The following is a 22,968-nucleotide window of genomic DNA, read 5'->3' on the forward strand; positions in this document are numbered from 1 at the left end:
TCATCCTTTCACCGCGCCCGCCATGATGCCACTGACCAACTGGCGGCCCGCGACCACGAAGAGCACGAGCAGCGGGAGGGTCGCGAGCACCGCACCGGCAAGCACGATGGAGTAGTCGATGTAGTAGCCGGACTGCAGCTGGCTGAGCGCCGTCTGCAGGGTCGGGTTCTGCGGGGAGAGCACGATCAGCGGCCAGAGGTAGTCGGTCCATGCGGTCATGAACGTGAACAGTCCGAGGATCGCCATGGCCGGGCGGGCGGCGGGCAAGCCGACGGTGAGGAAGGTGCGGAACTGGTTCGCACCGTCCATCCGCGCGGCTTCGATCAGCTCGTCCGGGATCACGTCGACGAGGTACTGCCGCATGAAGAACACCCCGAAAGCGGTGACCAATGTCGGCACGATGACCGCGCCGATCGACCCGGTCCAGCCGAGTTCGCGCATCAGCATGAACAGCGGGATGATGCCGAGCTGCGTCGGGATCGCCATGGTCGCGATCACGAAGATCATGAGTCCGTCGCGGCCCTTGAAGCGCAGCTTCGCGAAGGCGTAGCCGGCGAGCGTCGAGAAGGTCACGACCGAGATCGTGATGATGCCCGAGATGAGGAAGGAGTTGCCGAGCGCCAGCCAGAACGGGATCGCGTCGAACACCTTCGCAGCGTTCACGAGGAAGTTGCCGCCCGGGATGAGAGGCAGCGTCTCGCCGCGGGTGGCGTTGGTGCCGCTCGCCACGACCACCGACCACCACAGCGGATACACGCTGCCGATGATGAACGCGGCGAGCAGACCGTAGGTGAGGAAGCCGGGGCGGCTGCCGATGCCCGCGTTCCCTCCGGTCGCGCTGCGGCGGCGGATCTTCTCCGGCACGCTGAGGGCCTGGGTGGCGGTCATCGCGCCTCCTCCTTGCGGGTCGAGCGGGCGCGGCGGCGCGCGGCCCGGTTCCTCGGATCGCTGCCCGTGGAGATGCGGCGGGAGATCAGGAAGTTGATCACGCCGATGCCCACGATGAGCAGGAAGAGCAGGATGGCGACGGCGGATGCCTCGCCGAGATCACGGCGGAAGAAGGCGAGCTCCCAGAGGAACAGCACGGTCGTCTGGAACTGGCGGTCGCTGCCGCCGATGCCGCCCGCGGTCGACACGTCGAAGAGGCGCGGCTCGGCGAAGATCTGCAGCCCGCCGATCGTGGCGGTGATGATCACGAAGATCAGGGTCGGACGGATCGTCGGGATGGTGATGGAGAAGAAGCGGCGTGCAGCTCCGGCGCCGTCGAGCGCTGCCGACTCGTACAGATCGCGCGGCACGGACTGCATCGCGGCGAGGAGGATGAGGGCGTTGTAGCCGGTCCAGCGGAAGTTGACCATCACCGCGATAGCGATGTGCGACAGCGCCGTGTTGTGCTTCCACTCCTGGTCGGCGATGCCGATGAGGTTCAGGAGGTTGTTGGCGAGACCGTCGGCCTCATTGAAGATGCTCGAGAAGATGATCGCGACGGCGACCGGCGTGACGACGAACGGGATGAGCACGCTCATGCGCCAGAACGTCGGTGCACGCAGCCCCCGATCGAGGAGGTAGGCGATCACCAGCGCGACCGCCAGCTGAGGGATCGCGGAGAGCAGGAAGATGCTCAGGGTGTTGCCGATCGAGTTCCAGAACATCGAGTCGCCGAGGATCTCGACGAAGTTGCCGACGCCGACGAAGTCGCCCTCGCCCTTGAGCAGGTCCCACTCGTGCACCGCCACCCACACGGTGTAGAGCAGCGGGAACAGTCCGACGAGCCCGAACAGCAGGAAGAACGGGGAGATGTAGAAGTACGGAGACGCGTTCTGGTCGAAGCGCGAGAGCCTGTGGCGCCACGGCCGCTTCGGCGCGGCATCCGTCTTCTGCGACGGAGCGGATGCCGTGGCCGCGCGCTCTTCTGTGAGAGTCATGGGTCTTCCTTGTTCCGGAACCTGGGTCGGGGTGCTTCGACAGGCTCAGCAACCCAGTGATGGGTCACTGAGCCTGTCGAGGGGGAGGTGTCAGTCGACGAGCTCGTTCAGGAGCTTGATCGCGGCATCCCAGGCACCCTGAGTGTCGGTGTCACCGCGGTCGAGTCCGCTGAGAGCCGGACCGAAGACGTTCTCCTGGATCACGGAGTCGTCGGCGCCCTTGAACTGCGCCACCACACCCTTCGCGCGCTCGGCCAGGATCGCGCCGGTGGGCGCGTCGTTGAAGAACGCGTTCGGCGTCGCCTCCGAGGCGAGGGTCTCCTGCGCCTTGACGGTCGAGGGGAAGTTGCCCGCGGCGGCGGACTGCTTCACCTGCTGCTCGGGCTGCGTCAGCCAGTCGGCGAGCTCAGCGGCCGCCTCCTGGTGCTGCGAGCTCTCCGGGATCGACAGGAACGCGCCGCCCCAGTTGGCCGCCCCTCCGGGGAACACGTCGGCGAAGTCCCAGCCGGTGGCCGCGTCGCCGCCGCCGGCTTCGACCTGACCCTGCACGACGCCGAGCATCCAGCCCGGGCACACGAAGGTCGCGAAGGTGCCGTCCACGAACGACTTCCCGCCGTTCCAGTCCCACGCGGTCTGCGCAGCGGACTGGCCGCCCTCGGTCGCGGCTCCGAGCAGCTCGAAGCGCTCCTTCAGCTCGGCGTTGTCCTCGACGTTCACCTTGCCGTCGGCGGTGTAGTAGCCCTCGTCGAGCTGGTTGACCATCGCGTTCCAGACGAAACCGGAGTGGTCGTACCAGGCCTTGCCGGTCTTGGCCGTGTACTCGGCTCCGACGGCGAAGTAGTTCTCCCAGTCGCCGTCGAGCAGCTGGGCGACGGACTCGCGGTCGCTGGGCAGGCCAGCGGCCTCGAACGCGGCGCCGTTGTAGCAGATGCCGCTCGGACCGATGTCGGTGCCGTAGCCGATGACACGGCCCTCGGCGTCCGTCGCCTGTCCGTACTTCCAGTCGACCCAGTCGGCCTTGCGGTCCTCGATGCCGAAGTCGCGCAGGTCGACGAAGGTGTCGGAGACGTCCATGATGGCGCCGAGCCAGCCCTCTTCGATCGCGACGACGTCGCTGAGGCCGGAGCCGGCCGCGATCTTGGTGAACGCGTCGGTGCGGGCGTTGCCGCCGGTGTCGATGTTCGTCGCCTCGATCGTGACGTTCGGGTGCTCCTTCTCGTACTCGTCGTAGAGGTCTTCATAGCCGAAGGTGCCGAACGTCGTGACGGTCAGCGTGACGTCCTCGTCGCCACCGCCGTCGGCGTCGCCACCGGCGGCGCCGGAGCATCCGGCCAGGGCGAGGGCGGAGACGGATGCCACGGCGGCTGCCGTCAGGATCCGGGTGCGGGCACGTGTGTTCACAGGTCACTCCTTTGTGGTGGGGGGGGTCGTGCGGTGTGGTGCTCAGGGATTCGTGGGAGCGCTCCCACGAACTGAGACGTCACTCTATGGGAGCGCTCCCACGAAAGTCAAGCAGGACGGGTCGGGGCCGGAGGCTGTGCACAACTCAGCAAGAATTCACCGCCGCACCTCGACACGCCGGTCCCGCGGGCCGATCGGCCACATTCTTGCTGAGTTATGCACGCGAGGTAGCCTTGCCCGGTGCCCGAAGCCGCTCTCTCCCCCGCCCTCGTCCGCGCCGCGTCCCTGATCCGCAGCATCCCGGACTACCCGGAACCCGGCATCGTCTTCCGCGACATCACCCCGCTGCTCGCCGACGCCGAAGCACTCCGCGTCACGACCGAGGCGATCATCGAGCCCTTCGCCGGGCAGTTCGACGTGGTCGCCGGCATCGAGGCGCGCGGCTTCATCCTGGCCGGAGCGGCCGCGATCGCCGCCGGGGTCGGCCTGATCCCGATCCGCAAGGCGGGCAAGCTGCCGCGGCCCGCGGCATCCGTCGACTACGCGCTCGAGTACGGCACCGCGACGATCGAGATGCACGACGATCTGCCGGCCGGATCCCGCGTGCTGCTCATCGACGACGTGCTCGCCACGGGCGGCACGCTCGCAGCCGGGCGTGAGCTCGTCGAACGACTCGGTAGCCACGTCGTCGGCATCTCGGTGCTGTTCGAGATCGACGGCCTCGGCGGGCGCGCGGCCATCGGCGATCTGCACACGGTCTTCCACTCCGACCCCGCGTAGGACGAGGTGCCGGGGCCGGTAGACTGAGGCCGCCAGCCTTCCCGCGACTTCCGGCGTTTCGACTCCTCGCTAAGACCTGCACTGAGCGAGCGAAGCGAGACGAAGCGTCGTCGCTCAATGACCATAGCTACGGCCTGCGGCCGCCTGGAGGATCACGATGCCCACCATCGTCGTCGACGTCATGCCCAAGTCCGAACTGCTCGACCCGCAGGGGAAGGCCGTCTCCGGCGCATTCGCCCGTCTGGGCGTCGAGGGCTTCACCGACGTCCGCATCGGCAAGCGCTTCGAGCTCACGGTCGAAGGCGAGGTCACCGACGAGCTGCTCGCCGAGGCGAAGCGCGTCGCCGACGAGGTGCTCTCCAACTCCGTGATCGAGGACGTGGTGGGCGTCGAGGTCGTCGAGGTCGTCGAATGACCGTCCGCATCGGCGTCGTCACCTTCCCCGGCTCGCTCGACGACCGTGACGCGCAGCGCGCCGTCCGCATCGCGGGCGCCGAGCCCGTCGCGCTCTGGCACGGCTCGCACGACCTCGAGGGCGTCGACGCCCTCGTGCTGCCCGGCGGCTTCAGCTACGGCGACTACCTGCGCGCCGGAGCCATCGCCGCCCTCTCGCCGATCATGGCCGAGGTGAAGGATGCCGCGGCCAAGGGCATGCCGATCCTCGGCATCTGCAACGGCTTCCAGATGCTCGTCGAGGCGCACCTGCTGCCCGGCGGTCTGATCCGCAACGACCACCAGCACTTCGTGCGTCGCGACCAGAAGCTCACGGTCGAGAACTCCGACACGGCCTGGACGAACACGTTCCGCGCCGGTCAGGAGATCGTCATCCCGCTCAAGAACGGGGACGGCGGCTACATCGCCGACGACGCGACGCTGGACCGCCTGGAGGGCGAGGGCCTGGTCGCGTTCCGCTACGCCGGCGTGAACCCCAACGGCTCCCTGCGCGACATCGCCGGACTCACGAACGAGGCGGGCAACGTCGTGGGGCTCATGCCGCACCCCGAGCACTCGGTCGAGCCGGGCTTCGGCCCCGACACCGCGGTCGCGATGCGCAGCGGGATCGACGGGCTCGGCTTCTTCGCGAGCGCGGTCGCCGCGGTCGCCCGCGTCGCCGCCTAGTTCTCCCTCAATCCACCGGCAGGCGGAAGGGGTTGTCCCCCGCCTCTGCGAGCAGGTACCAGGCCGTCGCACCCGTGTGCAGGCTCGCGTAGTACAGGTCGCCGAAGCCGGAGTCGAGGCCGTCCGTCGACGTCGCCACGATCCCCTTTCCGTCGCCGTTCGCGGCGTCGCGCTGCGCCAGCCGGATGCTGTCGAGCAGGGTCTCCGCGCGATCCGCATCGCCCTGTCCGTCGCGCAGCCGGAGCCCGAGCGCGAGGTTCCCCGCGCCCTCGAACCACACCTTCGAGACGTCGGTGTCGCTGATCGAGGGCCCCGTGTACGGACCATCGTTCGCGATCAGGTTGGCGAGGGTCCAGTCCAGCGCCGCACCGTAGCGCGGGTCGCCGGTGCCCAGGTAGCTCCACGTCTGCGCATCCAGCGGCACGGGACGGGTGTTGATCGTCGATCCGTCGAGGCCCGTGCCGGTGTCGACGTGACCGTCCGCGCTCTGCATCGCTGCGACGAAACCGGCGGCGACGGCTGCCCGGTCCGCCCACTCCGCATCGCCGGTGAGCTGCGCCAGCTGAGTGAAGAACCCGGAGATGTCGCTGTTGTGCTCGGTCGACTTCCACGTCAGCGAGGTGCCGTCGTCCACCTGGCCGCCCGTGTATCCGTAGGGCGCGCGGACCATGTCGGCGGTGTTCGTCTGGATCCAGTCGGCGATCCGCAGCGCCCCGTCGAGATACTTCGTCTCTCCCGTCGCGTGGAAGAGACGCGCGAGAGCCATGCCGACCCAGGCCTGGTTCCCGGTGAACGTGCCGGGGCCCGTGATCTCCACTCGCCCCTGACGGATGCCGTGCGGTTCGTACGACGTGCGCACGCGGCCGTCACCGATCGGGTCCTCCGCCTGCACGAACAGCAGGGTGTCGCCGATCGCCTGCGCGCGACGGAGGTCGGCGGGCAGGCCGCGGGACGTGTAGGCGATCACCACCAGCGCGTCGTCGTAGACGAACGACGGCGTGAAATCCCAACTCGGAGTGGTGAAGAACCCGCCTTGGTAGCTCCGGGGGAGGCAGTGGCCGGCGCCGTCGCAGAACTCGTCGACGCGGGCGTCGAGGAATTCGTAGGCCAGAGCGACGGACTGCTCCGGATCGAGGGCGCTCACCGTCGGCGTGGGCTCATCGGCCGACGTGACGCCGGCCGACACGGCAGGCACCGCCCCCGCGAACACGGTCGCGGCGACGAGCACGGTGATGATCGCCCAGGGCGCGTATCGGCGCGGAGAACCGGACATGGGACCCCTCGGTCGGAAGCGGGCGCATCGCACGACCAGGAAGTCGCAGGAAAAGCCTCGCCCCTCGGGGCCATCCGGGGAAGCGGCGAAAGTCTAGTGTTCACTCTCCGCACGTCGAACTATGCGAGCGCGGGCGGCCACACGCCGATGATCACGGCCATCACCAGCACCGTGACGAGCTCGTGCGCGATGTTCAGGGTGGTGAGTCTGGTCGAGCGCCCCTCGAAGGCGTCGTGCGTGATGAAGCGGGCGGCCGTGAATCCGGCCCAGAGCGTCACGCCCGTCACGATCGTGCCCCAGAAGAACGGGCCGCCGTAGAAGTGCCAGGAGATGGCGGATGCTCCGGCGAGCGCCCACGCGGTGAGGAAGCTCACGATGACGGTGGTGATGATGGGCCACATCGCCGTCGCGGCCGGCCGATCCATGTCGACGTTCGCGAGCTTCGACCAGCGCGTGCCGAACACCTTCGGGGCGTACCAGATCGAGCCGACGAGCATGCTCGACGCCGTGGCCAGCAGAACCGCCCAGTAGTTGATCTCGGGAACCATCATTGCCTCCTCGAATCGGATGCCGTCAGGCTACTCCTCGGACGGCCGGACTCCTGCAAGCACCGACGGCGCGCGCATCCGCTCTCCTGCTCCGAACCGATTCGATCGCCGATCTGGCGGGAATGTAAGCGTTTGCACTAGTCTCGTCCCATGGCACAGCTTGAACAGATCGCAGCCCCCGGTTCCGAGTGGTGGCGCAGCGCCGTCATCTACCAGATCTATCCCCGCTCCTTCGCGGACGCCTCCGGCGACGGCATCGGCGACCTGCCGGGCATCACCGCGCGGCTCGACTCGCTGAAGGACCTCGGCGTCGATGCGATCTGGCTCAGCCCCTTCATGACGAGCCCCCAGCGCGACGCCGGCTACGACGTCGCCGACTACCGCGACGTCGACCCGCTCTTCGGCACCCTCGCCGACTTCGACGAGATGCTGGCCGAGGCCCATGCCCGCGGCATCCGCGTGGTCGTCGACCTGGTCCCGAACCACTCCTCGGCGCAGCACGCCTGGTTCCAGGAAGCCCTGAAGGCCGCGCCGGGCAGCCCCGAGCGCGCGCGCTACATCTTCCGCGACGGCAAGGGCGAGAACGGCGAGCTCCCGCCGAACAACTGGGAGTCCGTGTTCGGCGGCGGCATGTGGGAGCGCATCGTCGAGGCCGACGGCACACCCGGCCAGTGGTACCTGCACATCTTCGACCCCACGCAGCCCGACTTCGACTGGAACAACGAAGAGGTGCGCGAGGAGTTCCGCTCGATCCTGCGCTTCTGGCTCGACCGCGGTGTCGACGGGTTCCGCGTCGACGTCGCGCACGGCATGATCAAGGCCGACGGCCTGCCCGACTACACACCCCCGGCCGACGCCGACTCGATGGGCGGCGGCGAGGCGAACGTGCCGTACTGGGGCCAGGAGGGCGTGCACGACATCTACCGCGACTGGCACGAAGTGCTCGCCGAGTACGACGGCGACCGCGCGCTGTGCGGTGAGGCCTGGATGCCGACGCTGAAGCAGACCGCGCTCTGGGTGCGCCCCGACGAGATGCACCAGACCTTCAACTTCCCGTACCTCATGACCCCGTGGGACGCGAAGGAGCTCGCAGACGTCATCCGCGAATCGCTCGACGCGTTCGGCGCGGTCGGCGCCCCGAGCACCTGGGTGCTCTCGAACCACGACGTCGTTCGTCACGCGAGCCGCCTCGCGCTGACGGCCGAGAACCCGCAGGGCGAGGGGATCGGACCGAACACCCCGGACAAGCCCGACACCGCGATCGGACTGGCGCGCGCCCGCGCGGCGACCACGCTGATGCTGGCCCTGCCCGGATCCGCCTACCTCTACCAGGGCGAGGAGCTCGGCCTTCCCGAGGCGATGGAGATCCCCGACGCGTTCCGTCAGGACCCGACCTGGTTCCGCACGAACGGCGAGCGCTACGGACGCGACGGATGCCGCGTGCCGCTGCCCTGGACCGCCGAGGGCACCGCCTTCGGGTTCAACGACACCGGCGCCTCGTGGCTGCCGCAGCCGGCGAGCTGGGCGACGTACGCCCGCGATGTCGAAGAGGCCGACCCGACGTCGACGCTGTCGCTCTACAAGGAGCTGCTGGCGGCACGACGCGAGCACGGCTTCGGCAGCGGCTCGCTCGTGTGGGAGGACGCGGGAGCGGATGCCGTGGCCTTCCGCCGCGGCGACGTGCACGTGGTCGCGAACCTCGGCACCGCACCGCTCGAACTGCCCGCCGGCGCGACCGTCGTCCTGTCGAGCCAGCCGTTCGACGGCACCTCGCTGCCCGTCGACACGGCCGCCTGGTACACGACGGCCTGATCACCCTTCCGTTCCGGTCGCGATATCTGCCGCTCCACCGCCCGTGAGCCGACAGATATCGCGACCGGAACAGGATCCGACGGAGGAACCGCATGGCGAGCATCGATGAGGTGGCCCGGCTCGCCGGCGTCTCCACGGCGACCGTCTCGCGTGCGCTGAGCGGCCGCGGGCAGGTCTCCGCGTCGGCCAGGGAGCGCGTGCAGGCGGCGGCGCAGACGCTGGGCTACGTCGTCTCCTCGCGGGCCTCGAGCCTGGCCTCGGGGCGCACGCGGAACATCGGCGTCGTGGTGCCGTTCCTCGACCGGTGGTTCTTCAGCACCGTGCTGTCCGGGGTCTCCGCCGCCCTGATGCGCGAGGGCTACGACATCACGCTCTACAACATCACCGCCGACAAGGATGTGCGCCGGCACGTGTTCGACACGTTCCTGCGCCGTCAGCGGGTGGATGCCGTGATCGCGGTGTCGATCGAGCTCGACGAGGACGAGACGCAGTACCTGCTCGAGCTCGGGCTGCCCGTCATCGCGATCGGCGGGCCGAACCCGAAGCTCGACACACTGACGGTCGACGACGTCGCCGTGGCGCAGCTGGCCACCGAGCACCTCATCGGCCTCGGTCACACCGACATCGCGCACATCGGGGCGAACCCCGAGTTCGACCTCGACTTCCACATCCCGACCAACCGACGGCTGGGGTTCGAGCGGGCGCTGGCGAAGGCCGGCATCCCCCTGAACCCGGCGTTCCTGGAGCCTGCGGACTTCACGGTGGAGGGCGGCCACCGCGCGGCGAAGCAGTTGCTGGGTCGTCCGGGGCCCCGCCCGACCGCCGTGTTCGCCGCATCCGACGAGATGGCGATCGGCGCGCTCCTCGCCGCTCGCGACCTGGGCTTCGGGGTGCCGGACGACCTGTCGATCGTCGGCATCGACGGCCATGAGCTGGGCGAGTTCTTCCGCCTCACGACGGTCGACCAGTTCCCTCTCGGCCAGGGGGAGCGAGCAGCGGATGCCGTGCTCGCGAAGCTCTCGGAGCCGGATGCCGTGCGCATCCCCGCCGCCCTGCCCTACGAGCTGAACGTACGCGGGACGACGGCGCGCCTCCTCTGACCTGCCCTGCCGACCCGGCCCCTTCTGCACGACCCGGCCCGTTGCGGACGTCCGAAACGGGCCGGGTCGCACGAAGAGGGCCGGTTCGCCAGGAGGCGGGAGCTCACGACGCGACGATGAGGCCCTTCGTCGCCGTGCGTGCAGCCGCGAACCGACGCTGCACGTCGGGCCAGTTCACGAGCTCCCAGAACGCCTTCACGTAGTCGGCGCGCACGTTGAGGTAGTCGAGGTAGTAGGCGTGCTCCCACACGTCGAGCTGCAGCAGCGGCGTGACGCCGAGCGGTGCATTGCCCTGCTGGTCGAAGAGCTGGAAGATCACCGGCCGCGCGCCCACGGAATCCCAGGCGAGCACGGCCCAGCCGGAGCCCTGCACGCCGAGTGCCGTGGCGGTGAAGTGCGCGCGGAAGGCGTCGATCGACCCGAACGCGTCGACGAGCGCGGCCTCGAGCTCGCCTTCGGGAGCCCCGCCGCCCTCGGGCGAGAGGTTCTGCCAGAACACCGAGTGATTGACGTGGCCGCCGAGGTTGAACGCGAGGTCCTTCTCGAGCTTGTTCACGTTCGCGAGGTCGCCGGCGCTGCGTGCCGTCGCGAGCTGTTCGAGGGCCGTGTTCGCGCCGGTGACATAGGCCTGGTGGTGCTTCGAGTGGTGCAGCTCCATGATCTTGCCGGAGATGTGCGGCTCGAGCGCGGAGTAGTCGTACGGGAGCTCGGGGAGCGTGTAGAGAGCGGACATGGTGTCTTCCTTTCAGAGATGGGTGTCGTGCGGCAGAGGGTGGAAGCGGCGGTCGAGGTAGACGAGCGGCCGCCCGGCGGTTCCGGGAAGCACCTCGAGCACCTCGGCGATGACCACGGTCGACGAGCCGACCGGCACGGTCTGGATGGGGCGGCACCGCAGCGCGACCCTGGCTTCCGCGAGGTGCGGCTCACCGGTCGGCAGCGTCGCCCATCCCTGCTCGGTCGTGAACCGCTCGGACCCGCTGACCGCGAAGGTCTGCGCGAGAGCGGAGTGGTCGTCGTCGATCAGGTGCACGACGAAGGAGTCCGCCGCGAGGATCGCGCCGGCGCTGCCGGTCGCCCGGGTCACCGAGAACACGATCGCGGCGGGATCGACGGCCACCGAGGCGACGCTCGACGCCGTGAGCCCGACCGGACCATCCGGGGCGTTCGCCGTGATGATCGCGACCCCGGCGGGGTGCGTGCGGAATGCCGCCTTGAGCCCTTCGCCGACCGGCGTGGGCACGAGTGCCGTGGTCATCGAGCGACCTCCATCCTCTGTCCCTGCGTGGCATGTTCGAGCATCTCCGCGCGATCGACGATCTTGGTGCGCTCGCGTCCTCGCTCGGCTCCGGCGCCGCGTTCCGCGGCGTCGATCCGCAGCCAGCCGTCGAGATCGACGGCGTGCGCGAGGTCGGCGATCGGATCATCGCCGCGGGCCTCGCGTACATCGTCGGCGGCCACGAGATCGTCGACGAGGTAGCCGACCGTCTGGGCGGCATCCGATTTGGTCGAGCCGATGAGGCCGACCGGACCCCGCTTGATCCAGCCCGTGGCGTAGAGCCGTGGAATGGGCGATCCGTCGACATCCACCACGCGGCCCTCGATGTGGGGAACGACGCCCGGATCCGCGGCGAACGGCACTCCGGGAACCGGCGTCGACCGATATCCCACAGCACGGTAGACGGCCCCGACGTCGTAGCGCAGCAGCTCCCCGGTGCCGACCATGCGGCCCAGCTCGTCGGATGCCGTGCGCTCCATCTCGATCCCGGTGACCCTGTCCGTGCCGAGCAGTCGGACCGGACGCTGCCGCAGATGCAGGTGGATGCGACGCGAGCCCGTGCGGTTCGCGGGATCGAGCGCGGCCCATTCGGTCAGGGTGCGCACGATGATGCGGCGCTGCGTGAACTGCGCCACCATCCGCTCGGCGTGCGCGTCGAGAGCGAGCTCCTCGGGGTCGACGATCACATCGACGTCGTCCTGTTCGGCCAGTTCGCGCAGCTCCATCGCGGAGAAGCGCACGTCGGCAGGACCACGTCGAGCGAAGAGGTGCACATCGCGCAACGGGCTCGCGGCGAGACCGTCGAGCACCGCGTCCGGGGTGTCGGTGCGCGCCAGCGCCGTGGCGTGCTTGGCGAGGATCCTGGTGACATCGAGCGCCACGTTGCCGGCGCCGAGCACGGCGACCGACTCGGCCGCGAGCGGCCAGGTGCGCGCCGTGTCCGGGTGCCCGTCGTACCAGGCGACGAACTCCGCCGCACCGAACGATCCCGGCAGGTCGATGCCGGGGATGTCGAGTGCGACGTCGAGGTCGGCACCCGTCGCGATGATCACTCCGTCGTAGGCTGCGCGAAGCGCATCGACTGTGACGTCGACGCCGATCTCGACATTGCAGCGCAGCCGGATGCGGGGATTCACGAGCACGTCGTGCAGCGCGTCGGTGATCTTGCGGATGCGCGGATGGTCGGGGGCGACGCCGTACCGGACCAGCCCGTACGGTGCAGGGAGCTTCTCGAAGAGGTCGATCGAGGCGTGCGGCACGCGCCCGAGCAGGATGTCGGCGGCGTAGATGCCGGCAGGTCCTGCCCCGACGATGGCGATGCGTGGTTCGGCGATGGTCATGCGTGCGCTCCTTGCGGCGGAAGGGCGGCGACGACGGGGTGGTCGAACGACAGCATCCCCGTCTTGGCGGCGCCTCCCGGCGATCCGATCTCGTCGAAGAACTCGACGTTGGCCTTGTAGTAGTCCTGCCACTCATCGGGCAGGTCGTCCTCGTAGAAGATGGCCTCGACCGGGCACACCGGCTCGCAGGCCCCGCAGTCGACGCACTCGTCCGGGTGGATGTACAACGAGCGTTCACCCTCGTAGATGCAGTCGACAGGGCACTCGTCGATGCAGGCCTTGTCCTTCAGATCGACGCACGGCAGGGCGATGACATAGGTCATCGAGTGGTCTTCGTTCGGGTCACGCCATCCTCGTTCGGGTCGATCGGCCCTCGTCGGGGCCACATGACCAACCTAAAACCTCAAGCGCAGTTGAGGTCAAATCGAGGAGCGTCGGCGAACGCCGAGCTCAGGAGACGGCGAAGCCCGCCGAGAGCAGCACCTCGTCCCGCGACGACGGTCCCACCAGCAGCTCGAACGCCCCCGGCTCGACGAGACGGATGCCGGCGGCATCCACGATCGTGCAGTCGGCCACCGGCAGCTCCAGCCGCACGCGCACCGACTCCCCCCGCTCGATGTCGACCTGCCGGTACGCCTTGAGCTCCTTGTCGGTCCAGCTCACGCTGGTCACGGCATCCCGCACGTACACCTGCACGGTCTCGCGCACGGGACGCTCCCCTGTGTTCGACACCGTGACGTGACCGACGATCGTGTCGGTGACGCCGAGAACCGTCTCCTCAAGTACGAGATCGGAGTACGCGACCGTCGTGTACGAGCGGCCCTCGCCGAACGCCCACGCGGGCGACTGGGTGAGGTCGGCGTACCGATCGCCGTGCTGCCCGCGGATCTGGTTGTAGTACGTCGGCTGCTGGCCCACATGCTGCGCGAAGGAGATCGGCAGGCGCCCCGAGGGGTCCACCGCGCCGGCGATGATCTCGGCGAGCGCACGCCCGCCCTGCATCCCCGGGTTCGCGGCCCAGATCACGGCCGCCGCCTGCTGCACGGATGCCGGGAGCACGAGCGGCTTCGAGGCGAGCAGCACCACGACGACCGGCTTCCCGGTGGCGATCAGCGCGTCGAGCAGCGCGTTCTGTCCGCCGATGAGTTCGAGGGTCGCGGTCGAGCGCCCCTCTCCCACGAGCTCGATGCGGTCTCCCACCACGGCGACGACCACGTCGGAGGCGGATGCCGCAGCCACGGCCTCAGCGATCAGAGCCTCATCGGGCGCGCACGGCTTCACCACCGGCGGTCGCGGCTGGTGATCCGGGAAGAACGCGCCCTGCGGGTCCTCCTCGAGCGTGAGGATGTCGGCGCCACGGGCGTACACGACGCTCCAGCCGTCGACGCCCTGAAGCCCGTCGCGCACGGTCGTGATCATCTCGCGCGGCTGCCCGTCGAGCCAGCCGGCCTGTCCCGACCCTCCCGCCCAGTCGCCGAGCTGCGTCTGCGCGTCGTCGGCGAGGGGACCCACGACCGCGACCCGGAGCGGGGCCGTGGCGTCGAGCGGCAGCACGCCGTCGTTCTCGAGCAGCACGATCGAGCGGCGGGCCATCTCGAGGTTGAGCTCCGCGTGCGCGGCGCTGCCGACGACGGCATCCAGCTCCGTCCCCGGAAGCCGCGGGTCCTCGAAGAGCCCCAGCTCGAACTTCAGCGTGAGGATCCGCGCGGCTGCGGCGTCGAAGGCGTCCTCCGCGAGGAGACCCTGCGCCACGGCATCCAGCGTGCCCTCGAAGAACCCGGGCGTCGTCATGATCATGTCGTTCCCGGCCCGCACCGCCGCCGCCGCCGCGTGCGCGATGTCGGGCTGGATGCGCTGCTCCCAGACCATCCGCCCGACGTTGTCCCAGTCGGTGATGAGGGTCCCGGTGTACCCCCACTCGCCGCGCAGCACGTCGCTGAGCAGCCACTCGTTCGTCGTGATCGGCACGCCGTCCATGGTCTGGTAGCCGAGCATGAACGACCGGCAACCCTCACGGGCCACGCGCTCGAACGGCGGGAGGAACCAGGACCGGAGCTTCCGCCGCGAGATATCGGCCTCGCTCGCATCGCGTCCGCCCTGCGTCTCGGAGTAGCCGGCGAAGTGCTTGGCCGTCGCGAGGATCGCGGTGGGATCGTCGAGACCGTCACCCTGATAGCCGCGCACCATGGCGCTGGCGAGCTCGCCGATGAGGAACGGATCCTCGCCGAACGTCTCGCTCACCCGCCCCCAGCGCAGGTCGCGCGAGATGCAGAGCACCGGCGAAAACGTCCAGTGGATGCCGGTGACGGCGACCTCCTCCGCCGTGGCGCGGGCGACGCGCTCGAGCAGCTCGGCATCCCACGACGCAGCCATGCCGAGCTGCGTCGGATAGATCGTCGCGCCCGGCCAGAACGAGTGGCCGTGGATGCAGTCCTCGGCGACGAGCAGCGGGATCCGCAGGCGGGTCTCGGCGGTCAGCTCGTTCGCCCGCAGGATGCGCTCCGGCGAGGTGTGCAGGATCGACCCGGCCAGGCGGCGCAGGATGTGGTCGTCCAGATCGTCGCGTGCGTCGAGCTGCAGCATCTGCCCGATCTTCTCCTCCAGCGTCATGCGACCGAGGAGGTCGGCGACACGCTCGGGGATCGGCAGCGCGGGGTTCTGGTACGGGAGGGTGGTCGTCAGCGTGGGAGAGGTCATCACTTCGTGTTCTGTGTCTTCGTGGTCTTCGGGGAGGTCGGGATGCTGCGCACGGCGGTGACCGCCTCGTTCACGTTCAGCCCCTTCTTCTTCATGGCCCTGGCCCGCTCGCCCGCCGAGCGCAGCCGCGGGTTGACGTACTCGTCGATGCCGAAGTTGATGAGCGAGAGCGCGACGCCGATGATGGCGATGCAGAGACCTGCAGGAACGTACCACCACCACAGCCGGGGGAATGCACCGTTCTGCTGCGCCCAGAACAGGATCGTGCCCCAGTTCAGGTTGCTGACCGGGATCACGCCGATGAAGGCGAGCGTCGTGAGACCAAGGATCGCGGCGGTCACGGTGCCGACGAAGCTCGACGCGATGAGCGCCATGAGGTTCGGCAGCATCTCGACGGTGATGATGCGGCGCAGGGGCTCGCCGTTGGCCCGCGCCGCCTGGATGAAGTCGCGGTTGCGCAGCGACATCGTCTGGGCGCGCAGCGCTCTCGCGCCCCATGCCCAGCCGGTCAGGCCGAGGACCGCGGCGATCACGATCAGCGGCGGGTTCTCGAACTGCGACGCGATGATGATGATCAGCGGGATGCCGGGGATCACCAGGAACACGTTGGTCAGGGCCGAGAGCGACTCGCTCTTCCAGCCGCGCACATAGCCCGAGATGACCCCGATCGTGATCGCGATGACCGTGGCGATGGCGGCGGAGAGGAAGCCGACGACGATCACGCCGCGCGTGCCGAAGATGATCTGGCTGAGCACGTCCTCGCCCATGTGGGTGGTGCCGAGCCAGTGCTCGAACGACGGAGGCTGTCGCAGCGCCGAGCGGTCCTTCTGGGTCGCACCGTAGGGGGCGATCCAATCGGCGAGGATCGCGACGAGCACGAAGACACCGAGGATGATGAGCCCGGCGATCGACTTGCGGTTGCGGAACATCGCGAACGCCTGCGCGAGCTGCGAGCGGAAGGTGCGCTGCTCCGGAGGGACGGATGCCGGCGCGCGCAGGGTCGCCGTCTCCGGCATCCCCGATGCGACCGGCGACCCGTCGGGCGCGGTGGTTCCGGCGGTGGTGGGAACGGTCATCTCAGGCCTCCGTCTGACGAGTGCGCGGATCGAGGTAGGCGTACACGACATCGGCGAGGATGTTCGCGACGAGCACCGAGAGCGTGATCACGAGGAACACGCCCTGCATGAGCGCATAGTCCTTGGCGTTGGTGGCGTCGAGCAGGAGCTTGCCGACGCCGGGGTAGCTGAAGACCATCTCCATCACGATCGTGCCGCCCACGATGAAGCCGATCGAGAGCGCGAAGCTCTGGATCTGCGGCAGCACGGCGTTGCGGGCGGCATAGGCCCACAGCACGCGACGGTTGGGCATGCCCTTCGCCTGCGCGACGGTGATGTAGTCCTCGTCGAGCACGGTCAGCATCATGTTGCGCATGCCGAGCATCCATCCGCCGAGCGACGCGATGATGATGGTCAGCGCCGGCAGCGTGCCGTGCATGATCACCTGGCCGATGAAGTCGAAGCTCCACTCCGGCGACTGCCCCTTGTCGTAGGCGTGGGAGGAGGGGAACCACTTCAGCGTCGAGGAGAAGACCGCGATCGCGATCAGGCCGAGCCAGAAGTACGGGATCGTGTTGAAGAACGTCGTGATCGGGATCAGCGCGTCGAGCCTGCTGCCGCGCCGCCACCCGACGATCGCCCCGCCGATCGTGCCGATCGCGAACGAGATGATCGTCGCGAGCCCGACCAGCCCGAGCGTCCAGGGCAGGGCGGCCGACAGCACCTCGCCGACCGGCCGCAGCCCGTGAAGCGTCGAGATGCCGAGGTCGCCGCGGAACAGCATGCCCCAGTACTCGAGGTACTGCTGCCAGATCGACTTGTCGGTGTCGATGCCCAGGAGGATGCGGAGCGAGTCGGCGGCCTCCGGGCTCACGTTGCGGTTGCGCGCCAGGTACGAGCTGACCGCGTCGCCCTTCATGAAACGCGGCAGGAAGAAGTTGATCGTGAGGGCGGCCCAGAGGGTGAAGAGGTAGAACGCCGCGCGACCGGCGAAGAAGCGCCAGGGCACTGGTCGTCGCGCGCGCTCGGCGGTCGTCGCGGTGGTGCCGACTTCGAGGGCGTCGTTCGCGACGAGATCCTCGTCGAGGTGGGGCGATGCGGTGGTCACAGGGCACCTCCGGTCGAGGCGAAGTGCTTCTCCGGATCGGGAGACGCCGCGCGCAGTTCGCGGGTGTACGGGTTCTGGGGGTTCAGGATGACGTCGTCGGCGGTGCCGTACTCGACGACCTGCCCCTGGTTGAGCACCATGATCTCGTCGCTGAAGTGGCGGGCGGTGGCGAGGTCGTGGGTGATGTAGAGCACGCCGAGACCCTCCTCGCGCTGCAGATCCGCGAGCAGAGTGAGCACCCCGAGACGGATAGAGACGTCGAGCATCGACACGGGCTCGTCGGCGACGAGCAGCGACGGTCGCGAGGCGAGCGCGCGGGCGATGGCGACGCGCTGACGCTGGCCGCCGGAGAGCTCGTGCGGGCGGCGGTCGATCACGGCATCCGCATCGAGGCGCACCCGGGCGAGCAATCGGCGGACCTCGGCGTCGGTGTCCTTCTTCGGCACGACCGCGTCGAGGCGGATCGGCCGCTCGAGGTGGTAGCGGATCGAGTGGTACGGGTTGAGCGAGGCGAACGGGTCCTGGAAGACCATGCGCAGCTGCTGCCGGTAGCGGCGCAGTCCCTTCCCGCGGCGCGGGATGGGCTGCCCGTCGAGCAGCACCTCGCCGCTGGTCGGGGTCTCCAGCTGCGTGAGGATCTTCGCGATCGTCGACTTGCCGCTCCCGGACTGGCCGACCAGGCCGATCGTGCGACCCGAGGTCAGGGTGAAGCTCACGTCGTCGAGCGCCTTGATGCGACCAGCGCCGCGGACGTTGTAGCTCTTCGTGACGCCGCGGAATTCGAGCGTGGTCATCGGACCAGCACCCCTCTCTCCCCGGTCAGCCGGGGGAACGACGACAACAGGGTCCTCGTGTACTCGTGCTGCGGACGCCGCCAGATCTCCTCGGCGCTCGCGAGCTCGATGATGCGCCCCTCGCGCATGATCGCGATCCGGTCGCTGATCTCGAGGAGCAGCGGGAGGTCGTGGGTGATGAAGATCACCGAGAAGCCGAACTCATGTCGCAGCTGCGAGATCTGCTTGATGATCTCCCGTTGCACCAGCACGTCCAGCGCAGTGGTCGGCTCGTCCATCACCATGAGCTGGGGCCGCAGGGCGAGGGCCATCGCGATCATCACGCGCTGCCGCATGCCGCCGGAGAGCTCGTGCGGGAAGGACCGCATGCGCTGGCGTCCGACCTTGACGAGCTCGAGCAGCTCCTCGGCCTCGGCCCGGCGCTGACGCCGGTTCATCCCCGGGCGGTGGATCTCGAACACGTCCTCGAGCTGCGAGCCGATCGTGTCGACCGGGTTGAGGGCGTTCATCGCGCCCTGGAAGACCATCGAGACCTTGTCCCAGCGGAAGCGCTGCATCGCGTCGACGTCGAGGGCGTTGATATCGACGTCGTCGCCGGAAGCATCGTGGAAGACGACGTCGCCACCGGTGATGACGGCCGGCGCACGCAGCAGGCGCTGCACGCCGTACGCGAGCGTGGTCTTGCCGCATCCGCTCTCGCCGGCGAGTCCGAGGATCTCGCCGCGCTGGAGTTCCAGCGTGACATCGGTCACCGCCTCGACCGGAGGATCGACGTCGTACACGACCGAGAAGTCGCGCACGGTGAGAAGAGGGTCTGACATGGGTGTGTGTTCCTTCATCGATCAGAGGGGGAGGCGCCGGCCCTTCGACAAGCTCAGGGACCCAGTGCTGGATGGCTGAGCCTGTCGAAGCCCCGTCAAGAGGCGCGAGACCGGGCCTCCCCATCGGATGCTTACTCGGCGGGCTTCAGCTTCGTGAGGATCTGCACGATGTTCTGCTGCGTCGGGTCGGCCGATGCGTACGGGTCCTCCTCCGACGGCCAGCCGACGTAGTTCCGCGTGTTGAACTCGCCGAGCAGCGGGTGCGCACCCAGCGGGATCGCCGGAACCTGATCCACGAAGATCTTCTGCATGGTGTCGAGCGCAGCCGTGCGCTCCTCGTCGGAGGCGGCGTTCGCGTAGGTGTTCAGTGCCTCGGTGGCCGCCGGGTCCTCGAAGCGTCCGAAGTTGAATCCGGCGATGCCGTCGGGTGAGATCCAACGCGGGTCCATGGTGGACGTGTAGAGACCGTAGGCGGTACCGCTGTCCTCGAGCCAGTGGATGATGGCCGAGAACGTGCCGTCGTCACGCGGGCCCTGCCAGCCGCCCCAGTCGGGCATGTCGATCTTCACCTCGGCGCCGATGGAGTCCGAGACGTCTTCGGCGATCAGCTCCTGCGCGGTGTTCCAGTCGCTCCACCCGGAGGGAACCGAGAGCGTGAAGGAGACGGGCGTGCCGTCGGGATCGATGAGCGCGTCGCCGTCCCACGTGTAGCCGGCGTCCTTCAGGACGCCGCGGGCCTTCTCGGCGTCGACCGAGTACTCCTCGCCCTGGAACTCGGGCTGGATCTCGTCCTCGAGGATCGAGGAGAGTCCGGTGACCGACCAGACCGGCTCGCTGGCGCCCTCGCGGGCGATGTCGACGTAGGCGTCGCGGTCGATCACCCAGGCGAGAGCCTGACGGAACGCGGGGTCGTCGAACGGCTTCTGGTGCAGGTTCATGAAGAGCGTCGCGGACCCGGTGGTCGGGGCGGCCCAGAACTTGTTGTGCTCGGGATCGGCGGAGAGGAACTGCTCCTCGATCTGCGGGATGAACGCCTGGGCCCAGTCGGCCTCGCCCTGGGCGAGCGCGGTGGTCAGCGCGGTGTTGTCGCCGTAGGAGACGTAGTGCAGCTCGGGCACGGCGAGGTCGCCGCCCCAGTAGTCGTCGCGCGCCTCGAGGGTGACCGACTCGGTCGACCAGTTCGACAGCGCGTAGGGGCCGGTGCCGACGAGGTCGTCGCCCTTGACGGGGTCGGTGGCCGGCTCGTCGAGGTTCTCCCAGATGTGCTTGGGGACGATCGGCACGTGCAGCACACGGGCCTGGTTGACGAACTTGGACTGCCCGAAGGTCAGGGTCACGGCGTCGCCCTCGACCGTCGCGCCTTCGAACTGCAGACCTGCAGTGTCGAGCGACGGAGTCGAGACGAGCTCGTAGGTGAAGACGATGTCGTCGGCGGTGAACGGCTCGCCGTCGCTCCAGGTGACGTCCTTGCGCGGGACCACGGTCACGGCGGTGTAGTCGTCGTTCCACTCGATGCTCTCGGCCAGCCAGGGGGTCACTTCGCGGTCGCCGGTCTGGTTGACGAGGCCGAGCGTCTCGAAGATGACCTTGCCGTAGCCGTACTTCGAGGCGGACGAGTCGCCGACGAACGGGTTGTTCGACTCGGTGGTGATCGCGCCGTCGGGCTTCGCGATCGTGAGGGCGGCCGACTCGCCCGAGCCGGCGTCGTCGTTCCCGCCGGCGGAGCAGCCGGCGAGGGCCGAGATTCCGAGGGCGGTGATCGCCGTGACGGCGATCAGGGATTTCCTGAGCTTCATTGCTTCTCCTTGGGCACGGTCGTTGTGCTGCGTGGGGGACATTCACTTACTGGCGAGAAAGTAAGTATTGGTGAGGTTACCCACTGGTAAGTAAGATGGCAAGTGCACGGCCGACGAAGGGGATCAGCGTGGTGGACGACGAGTCGAAGGTGCGTCCGTCGACCCGTGCCAAGCGCGAGCAGATCCTCAAGGCCGCGGTCGAGATCTTCGGCAACAAGGGGTCGACCAACGGCACTCTCGCCGATGTGGCCGAGCAGGTCGGCATCACCCACGCCGGCGTGCTGCACCACTTCGGCTCCAAGCAGAAGCTCCTGCTCGAGGTGCTCTCCTACCGCGACCAGGCGGATGTGGCCGCCCTCGAGAAGAAGCACATCCCCGGCGGGCCCGAACTCTTCCTCCACCTCGTGCGCACGGCTTTCGCGAACGAGAAGCGCCCCGGCATCGTGCAGGCGTACACGGTGCTCTCCTCGGAGTCCGTCACCGACGACCACCCGGGCCGCGAGTACTTCGAGGAGCGATACACGACCCTGCGCCGCGAGGTGACCGCGGCGTTCCACGAGCTTTGCGCACAGGAGGGCGTCGACGATCCGGAGAGCATCGCCGCGGCATCCGCCGGCATCCTCGCAGTCATGGACGGCCTGCAACTGCAGTGGCTCCTGCACCCCGGCGTCATCGAACTCGGTGGGGCGAGCGAGTTCGCGATCCGGGCGATCGTGAACGGCGTCCTGCACCCGGGACCGGAGCTGGGAACGTACTCCCGCGAGGGCTGACCAGGTTCCGCTCGAATACTCCGCCGACCCGGCCCTTTTCCTGCGAGCCACCCCCTTATCGCGCGCCACAGAGGGCTGGCTCGAGCAGAAGGGGCCGGGTCGGCACAATGCATCCCCGAGTAGGCTCGGGGCCATGACGATCGACCTCGAAGTGCTCTACATCGACCTGCACCAGCATCCCGAGCTCTCGTTCCAGGAGACGCGCACCGCCGGCATCGCCGCTGCTCACCTGCGCGATCTGGGCCTCGAGGTCGAGGAGGGCGTCGGGGTCACCGGCGTCGTCGGAGTTCTCGAGAACGGCGCAGGCCCGGTCGTCTGGGTGCGCGCAGACATGGATGCCCTGCCCGTCGAGGAGCAGACCGGCCTGGCTTACGCGAGCACCGCCAAGGGCGTGGACCCCTCGGGGAACACCGTCCCGGTCATGCACGCCTGCGGGCACGACATGCACGTCACCGCGATGATCGGCGCGGTCGAGAAGCTCGTCGCCGAGAAGGCCGACTGGACGGGCACGCTCGTGGTGCTGATCCAGCCCGCAGAGGAGTACGGCGCCGGTGCGCGGGCGATGCTCGATGACGGCATCCTCGACCGTTACCCGAAGCCCGACGTCGTGCTGGGCCAGCACGTCACCCCGCTCCCCGCCGGGATCATCGGCGTGCGCAGCGGCACCCAGATGGCGGCATCCGACGGCCTCACGGTCATCCTGCACGGCCGGGGCGGGCACGGTTCCCGCCCGCACTCCACGATCGACCCGGTCGTGATGGCCGCGGCCACCGTGATGCGGCTGCAGACCATCGCCTCCCGCGAGATCGACCCGCAGGGCGTGGGCGTCGTGACGGTCGGCTCGATCCACGCCGGCCTGAAGAACAACATCATCCCGGCAGAGGCGACACTCGAGCTGAGCCTGCGCTATCCGAACGAGGAGGCCCGCGAGAAGGTGCTCGCGAGCGTCGAGCGCATCGTGCGCGCCGAGGCCCTCGCCTCCGGCGCCGAGCGCGAGCCCGAGATCCACACGCTGCACACGCTGCCGGCCACGATCAACGACGAAGATGCCACGGCACGGGTGACCGCGGCCCTGCAGCGGGCACTGGGCGAGGCATCCGTCATCGATCCCGGGATGTTCACCGGCAGCGAGGACGTCTCGTGGTTCGCACGGGATGCCGGAGTCCCCCTGGTCTTCTGGTTCTGGGGCGGAGTCGACCCGACGCGTTTCGCCGAGGCCGCCGCCGCGGGCGCCTGGACAAGGACATCCCGACGAACCACTCGCCGTACTTCGCGCCGGAGATCCACCCGACCATCGAGGTCGGCGTGACCGCTCTGTCCTCGGCTGCGCGCGAGTTCCTCGGCTGAGCGTCG

Annotated in this window: 21 protein-coding genes and 1 pseudogene; 7 read left to right on the forward strand and 15 right to left on the reverse strand. The window is 68.8% G+C overall.

Annotation, left to right across the window (positions count from 1 at the left end; genetic code table 11):
• From ABS642_RS12285 to ABS642_RS12295, 3 genes are all read right to left on the reverse strand, one after another.
• Positions 1 to 888, reverse strand: coding sequence for a carbohydrate ABC transporter permease (locus ABS642_RS12285; RefSeq protein ID WP_350350280.1), 888 nt, complete (start codon positions 886 to 888; stop codon positions 1 to 3).
• Complete coding sequence (locus tag ABS642_RS12290) at positions 885 to 1,925, reverse strand: sugar ABC transporter permease (RefSeq protein WP_350350281.1); 1,041 nt, start codon at positions 1,923 to 1,925, stop codon at positions 885 to 887. The genes ABS642_RS12285 and ABS642_RS12290 overlap by 4 nt, the downstream gene beginning before the upstream one ends.
• Before the next feature lie 90 nt (positions 1,926 to 2,015).
• Positions 2,016 to 3,326 (reverse strand): ABC transporter substrate-binding protein, encoded by a 1,311-nt coding sequence (locus tag ABS642_RS12295; protein ID WP_350350282.1) that lies wholly within the window; start codon positions 3,324 to 3,326, stop codon positions 2,016 to 2,018.
• Between the two features lie 240 nt (positions 3,327 to 3,566).
• On the opposite strand from ABS642_RS12295, the gene ABS642_RS12300 reads away from it, so the two are divergent.
• The 3 genes from ABS642_RS12300 to purQ all read left to right on the forward strand — a co-directional run bounded on the left by ABS642_RS12300 (position 3,567) and on the right by purQ (position 5,225).
• Positions 3,567 to 4,106, forward strand: coding sequence for an adenine phosphoribosyltransferase (locus ABS642_RS12300; RefSeq protein ID WP_282214850.1), 540 nt, complete (start codon positions 3,567 to 3,569; stop codon positions 4,104 to 4,106).
• A 157-nt stretch (positions 4,107 to 4,263) separates the two neighbouring features.
• Positions 4,264 to 4,521, forward strand: a complete 258-nt coding sequence (gene purS / locus ABS642_RS12305; protein WP_350350283.1) for a phosphoribosylformylglycinamidine synthase subunit PurS — start codon at positions 4,264 to 4,266, stop codon at positions 4,519 to 4,521.
• Positions 4,518 to 5,225, forward strand: a complete 708-nt coding sequence (gene purQ / locus ABS642_RS12310) for a phosphoribosylformylglycinamidine synthase subunit PurQ (protein ID WP_282214852.1) — start codon at positions 4,518 to 4,520, stop codon at positions 5,223 to 5,225. The genes purS and purQ overlap by 4 nt, the downstream gene beginning before the upstream one ends.
• 7 nt (positions 5,226 to 5,232) lie before the next feature.
• Here the strand turns inward: purQ and ABS642_RS12315 are convergent, their stop codons facing one another.
• Both ABS642_RS12315 and ABS642_RS12320 read right to left on the reverse strand, forming a co-directional pair.
• Positions 5,233 to 6,498, reverse strand: coding sequence for a hypothetical protein (locus tag ABS642_RS12315; RefSeq protein WP_350350284.1), 1,266 nt, complete (start codon positions 6,496 to 6,498; stop codon positions 5,233 to 5,235).
• 119 nt (positions 6,499 to 6,617) lie between these two features.
• Positions 6,618 to 7,046 carry a DUF1761 domain-containing protein gene (locus ABS642_RS12320; RefSeq protein WP_350350285.1) on the reverse strand — a complete coding sequence of 143 codons (429 nt, stop codon included), beginning with the start codon at positions 7,044 to 7,046 and terminating at the stop codon, positions 6,618 to 6,620.
• A gap of 150 nt (positions 7,047 to 7,196) precedes the next feature.
• Here ABS642_RS12320 and ABS642_RS12325 point away from each other — a divergent pair, with 150 nt between their 5' ends.
• A complete protein-coding gene (locus ABS642_RS12325; protein WP_350350286.1) occupies positions 7,197 to 8,858 on the forward strand; it encodes a glycoside hydrolase family 13 protein in 1,662 nt (553 codons plus the stop codon).
• A 92-nt stretch (positions 8,859 to 8,950) separates the two neighbouring features.
• Complete coding sequence (locus ABS642_RS12330; protein ID WP_350350287.1) at positions 8,951 to 9,958, forward strand: LacI family DNA-binding transcriptional regulator; 1,008 nt, start codon at positions 8,951 to 8,953, stop codon at positions 9,956 to 9,958.
• 103 nt (positions 9,959 to 10,061) lie between these two features.
• Here the strand turns inward: ABS642_RS12330 and ABS642_RS12335 are convergent, their stop codons facing one another.
• The 10 genes from ABS642_RS12335 to ABS642_RS12380 form a co-directional block, all read right to left on the reverse strand.
• Positions 10,062 to 10,691 (reverse strand): superoxide dismutase, encoded by a 630-nt coding sequence (locus ABS642_RS12335; RefSeq protein ID WP_350350288.1) that lies wholly within the window; start codon positions 10,689 to 10,691, stop codon positions 10,062 to 10,064.
• 12 nt (positions 10,692 to 10,703) lie between these two features.
• Positions 10,704 to 11,213, reverse strand: a complete 510-nt coding sequence (locus ABS642_RS12340) for a flavin reductase family protein (RefSeq protein WP_350350289.1) — start codon at positions 11,211 to 11,213, stop codon at positions 10,704 to 10,706.
• The gene (locus ABS642_RS12345; RefSeq protein ID WP_350350290.1) at positions 11,210 to 12,574 is read right to left on the reverse strand and encodes an FAD-dependent oxidoreductase; all 1,365 of its coding nucleotides are present in this window, start codon (positions 12,572 to 12,574) and stop codon (positions 11,210 to 11,212) included. Before ABS642_RS12345 ends, ABS642_RS12340 begins: the two co-directional genes overlap by 4 nt.
• Positions 12,571 to 12,897 (reverse strand): ferredoxin, encoded by a 327-nt coding sequence (gene fdxA, locus ABS642_RS12350; protein WP_350350291.1) that lies wholly within the window; start codon positions 12,895 to 12,897, stop codon positions 12,571 to 12,573. Before fdxA ends, ABS642_RS12345 begins: the two co-directional genes overlap by 4 nt.
• 127 nt (positions 12,898 to 13,024) lie before the next feature.
• A complete protein-coding gene (locus tag ABS642_RS12355) occupies positions 13,025 to 15,271 on the reverse strand; it encodes a glycoside hydrolase family 3 N-terminal domain-containing protein (RefSeq protein ID WP_350350292.1) in 2,247 nt (748 codons plus the stop codon).
• Positions 15,271 to 16,347, reverse strand: a complete 1,077-nt coding sequence (locus ABS642_RS12360; RefSeq protein WP_350350293.1) for an ABC transporter permease — start codon at positions 16,345 to 16,347, stop codon at positions 15,271 to 15,273. The genes ABS642_RS12355 and ABS642_RS12360 overlap by 1 nt, the downstream gene beginning before the upstream one ends.
• 1 nt (position 16,348) lies before the next feature.
• On the reverse strand, positions 16,349 to 17,434 hold the full coding sequence (locus ABS642_RS12365; RefSeq protein WP_350350294.1) for an ABC transporter permease: 1,086 nt from the start codon (positions 17,432 to 17,434) through the stop codon (positions 16,349 to 16,351).
• Entirely contained in the window at positions 17,431 to 18,228 is a 798-nt protein-coding gene (locus ABS642_RS12370) for an ATP-binding cassette domain-containing protein (RefSeq protein WP_350350295.1), read from the reverse strand. Before ABS642_RS12370 ends, ABS642_RS12365 begins: the two co-directional genes overlap by 4 nt.
• Positions 18,225 to 19,049: an ABC transporter ATP-binding protein gene (locus ABS642_RS12375; protein WP_350350296.1), complete on the reverse strand. Its 825-nt coding sequence runs from the start codon at positions 19,047 to 19,049 to the stop codon at positions 18,225 to 18,227. Before ABS642_RS12375 ends, ABS642_RS12370 begins: the two co-directional genes overlap by 4 nt.
• A 131-nt stretch (positions 19,050 to 19,180) precedes the next feature.
• Positions 19,181 to 20,845 (reverse strand): ABC transporter substrate-binding protein, encoded by a 1,665-nt coding sequence (locus ABS642_RS12380; protein WP_350350297.1) that lies wholly within the window; start codon positions 20,843 to 20,845, stop codon positions 19,181 to 19,183.
• 128 nt (positions 20,846 to 20,973) lie between these two features.
• Here ABS642_RS12380 and ABS642_RS12385 point away from each other — a divergent pair, with 128 nt between their 5' ends.
• Entirely contained in the window at positions 20,974 to 21,615 is a 642-nt protein-coding gene (locus ABS642_RS12385; protein ID WP_350350298.1) for a TetR/AcrR family transcriptional regulator, read from the forward strand.
• A gap of 133 nt (positions 21,616 to 21,748) precedes the next feature.
• Positions 21,749 to 22,962, forward strand: a pseudogene (locus tag ABS642_RS12390) (amidohydrolase).
• Positions 22,963 to 22,968 lie beyond the last annotated feature (6 nt).

It is taken from the genome of Microbacterium sp. A8/3-1, from assembly GCF_040267695.1.
Lineage (GTDB): Bacteria > Actinomycetota > Actinomycetes > Actinomycetales > Microbacteriaceae > Microbacterium > Microbacterium luteolum.

Excerpts from the sequence above, each read along its gene's own strand:
- ABS642_RS12325 (WP_350350286.1), top strand. The coding sequence starts at position 7,197 with ATGGCACAGCTTGAACAGATCGCAGCCCCCGGTTCCGAGTGGTGGCGC.
- purS (WP_350350283.1), top strand. The coding sequence starts at position 4,264 with ATGCCCACCATCGTCGTCGACGTCATGCCCAAGTCCGAACTGCTCGAC.
- fdxA (WP_350350291.1), bottom strand. The coding sequence starts at position 12,897 with ATGACCTATGTCATCGCCCTGCCGTGCGTCGATCTGAAGGACAAGGCC.
- purQ (WP_282214852.1), top strand. The coding sequence starts at position 4,518 with ATGACCGTCCGCATCGGCGTCGTCACCTTCCCCGGCTCGCTCGACGAC.
- ABS642_RS12340 (WP_350350289.1), bottom strand. The coding sequence starts at position 11,213 with ATGACCACGGCACTCGTGCCCACGCCGGTCGGCGAAGGGCTCAAGGCG.
- ABS642_RS12345 (WP_350350290.1), bottom strand. The coding sequence starts at position 12,574 with ATGACCATCGCCGAACCACGCATCGCCATCGTCGGGGCAGGACCTGCC.
- ABS642_RS12330 (WP_350350287.1), top strand. The coding sequence starts at position 8,951 with ATGGCGAGCATCGATGAGGTGGCCCGGCTCGCCGGCGTCTCCACGGCG.
- ABS642_RS12375 (WP_350350296.1), bottom strand. The coding sequence starts at position 19,049 with ATGTCAGACCCTCTTCTCACCGTGCGCGACTTCTCGGTCGTGTACGAC.
- ABS642_RS12360 (WP_350350293.1), bottom strand. The coding sequence starts at position 16,347 with ATGACCGTTCCCACCACCGCCGGAACCACCGCGCCCGACGGGTCGCCG.
- ABS642_RS12315 (WP_350350284.1), bottom strand. The coding sequence starts at position 6,498 with ATGTCCGGTTCTCCGCGCCGATACGCGCCCTGGGCGATCATCACCGTG.
- ABS642_RS12370 (WP_350350295.1), bottom strand. The coding sequence starts at position 18,228 with ATGACCACGCTCGAATTCCGCGGCGTCACGAAGAGCTACAACGTCCGC.
- ABS642_RS12355 (WP_350350292.1), bottom strand. The coding sequence starts at position 15,271 with ATGACCTCTCCCACGCTGACGACCACCCTCCCGTACCAGAACCCCGCG.
- ABS642_RS12320 (WP_350350285.1), bottom strand. The coding sequence starts at position 7,046 with ATGGTTCCCGAGATCAACTACTGGGCGGTTCTGCTGGCCACGGCGTCG.
- ABS642_RS12285 (WP_350350280.1), bottom strand. The coding sequence starts at position 888 with ATGACCGCCACCCAGGCCCTCAGCGTGCCGGAGAAGATCCGCCGCCGC.
- ABS642_RS12335 (WP_350350288.1), bottom strand. The coding sequence starts at position 10,691 with ATGTCCGCTCTCTACACGCTCCCCGAGCTCCCGTACGACTACTCCGCG.
- ABS642_RS12380 (WP_350350297.1), bottom strand. The coding sequence starts at position 20,845 with ATGAAGCTCAGGAAATCCCTGATCGCCGTCACGGCGATCACCGCCCTC.
- ABS642_RS12290 (WP_350350281.1), bottom strand. The coding sequence starts at position 1,925 with ATGACTCTCACAGAAGAGCGCGCGGCCACGGCATCCGCTCCGTCGCAG.